This is a genomic window from Neisseria sp. P0022.S010, from assembly GCF_051956635.1.
In genome coordinates, this window is the sequence record NZ_JBQCXF010000534.1 from 1 (window position 1) to 2,009 (window position 2,009).

Consider the following 2,009-nt stretch of genomic DNA (forward strand, 5'->3'; position numbering starts at 1 on the left):
CACCAAAGAAAACCCCTACACAGCCACCCTCTACGTGCGCCAAAAAATCACCTCCCGCACCGCAGAAAAAGACGTCGAACACATCGAAATCGACCTCAGCGGCTCAGGTTTGTATTATCAGGCAGGCGACGCACTCGGCGTATGGCCGCTGAATGCCGCCGACCTCGTTCAAGAAATCCTCGACCTCAACCAACTGACCGGCAGCGAAACCGTCCAATTTTCAGACGGCTGCGAAACCGACATCCGCACCGCCCTGACCGAATTCGCAGACATTACCCAAAACACACCCGCCTTCGTCCAACAATACGCCGAATTAACAAACAACGAAGAACTCAAAACCATAGCCGCAGATAAAGCCCAACTGGACGCCTATCTCGCCACCACACCGCCCGTCGGTGTATTTGCCGCCCATTCGCACTCAATAGACGCGCAAACCCTGTTCCAACTCTTCCGCCCACAAACTCCGCGCCTTTACTCTATCGCCTCCGCACAAGGCGAAGTCGGCGAAGAAGTCCACCTTACCGTAGGCGTCGTCCGTTTCAACCACCACGACCACACCTACACCGGCGCAGCATCCGGCTACTTGGGTGAACGTCTCGAAGAAGGCAGCGAAATCCGCGTCTTTGTCGAACCCAACCCCAACTTCCGCCTGCCCCAAAACGGCGACACCCCCATCATCATGATCGGCGCAGGCACAGGTGTCGCCCCCTTCCGCTCCTTTATGCAACAACGTACTGCCAATGGCGACAGCGGCAAAAACTGGCTCTTCTTCGGCAACCAACGCCTGGCCGACGACTTTCTCTACCAACTCGAATGGAGCGAATGGCGTAAAGACGGCCTCCTCACCCGCGCCGACCTCGCATGGAGCCGCCAAGGCGAACACAAAGTCTACGTCCAACACAAAATCGCCGAACACTCCGCCGAAGTTTGGAACTGGCTGCAGCAAGGCGCACACATCTACGTCTGCGGCGACGCCGCACGCATGGCGCGTGATGTCGAAAACGCCCTGATCGAAGTCATCGAAACCCAAGGCAAACTCAGCCGCGACGAAGCCGAGGACTACCTCAACGACCTGCGCGAAGACAAACGCTACCAACGCGACGTTTATTGATTGGATAAACAAAAATAAAGGCCGTCTGAAAGCTAAATTTCAGACGGCCTTTTAATCTTTATCGTTTTCCCGAAAACATCTTAAATAAACCTGACAACATATTACCTCGTTTTAGTTCCAAATTTTGACTTCCACATTTGCCACATTGTCCAGGCTTGGGCAACAACATATCCGATCCCTTAGATGCCTCACGCTGCCAACCGCAAGACAGACAAGTCCAATAAACATCTTGGCGGGGTTTAACTGCCATATCAATCTTCCTTCACAAACAGATAAAACGGCTTGCCCCAATCCTTATCAGCATTTTTCTGAATAATCGACAGCATTACCGGCAAAACACTGCCCAAAATCTTACAGGCATCCTTTAATTGTTCGCGATTGGCGCTACTATTATAAGTCGCACCGCCATGCACCATCTGATTACGCAAAGTGTAAAGCCTGTCAAACAACACAAACAAGACCGTTGCCGTATCCTGCGCGGCCAAAGCCGCATTTACTTTACGCTGCTCTTTTTCAAAGCATTCCAAATAAGCGGCTTCAGAAATATAGCCGTTATGGAAATCCCAAAATTCCTGAAACACATAGCGATTGCCCAATAAAGATCGAATCGCACCCGAAAATTCCTTTCACACCAAAGCATAAATCTGCTTATCCGTATCCAGCGCACAGACCTTATTTAAAAAAGTCTGAAATTTGTTTCGATCCGCAGGCATGGTTCGTCCGTCCAGCTCATAAGCATAAGCTGTAGAAACTAGTAGCGTTGTTTACAGCATTTCCAGGAGAATACTGAAACATGAACATGCACAAAAACACCCGTCTCACCCCGCACCACCGCCAAGCCATTTGGCTGGCCTACACGCAGGGGAAGGAAAGCGTCACCTCCCTGGCACGCCGCTAC

Annotated in this window: 2 protein-coding genes and 1 pseudogene; 2 read left to right on the forward strand and 1 reads right to left on the reverse strand. The window is 51.4% G+C overall.

Features of this window, described 5'->3' with window-relative positions:
• A partial coding sequence (locus tag ACTHUT_RS19065; RefSeq protein ID WP_440419421.1) for a diflavin oxidoreductase occupies nt 1-1,111 on the forward strand: 1,111 nt, incomplete at its 5' end.
• A gap of 251 nt (nt 1,112-1,362) precedes the next feature.
• On the opposite strand, the gene ACTHUT_RS19070 is transcribed toward ACTHUT_RS19065, so the two are convergent.
• Nucleotides 1,363-1,692: a hypothetical protein gene (locus ACTHUT_RS19070; RefSeq protein WP_250600246.1), complete on the reverse strand. Its 330-nt coding sequence runs from the start codon at nt 1,690-1,692 to the stop codon at nt 1,363-1,365.
• Between the two features lie 212 nt (nt 1,693-1,904).
• On the opposite strand from ACTHUT_RS19070, the pseudogene ACTHUT_RS19075 reads away from it, so the two are divergent.
• Nucleotides 1,905-2,009: pseudogene (locus ACTHUT_RS19075) on the forward strand (IS481 family transposase); the annotation flags it as partial.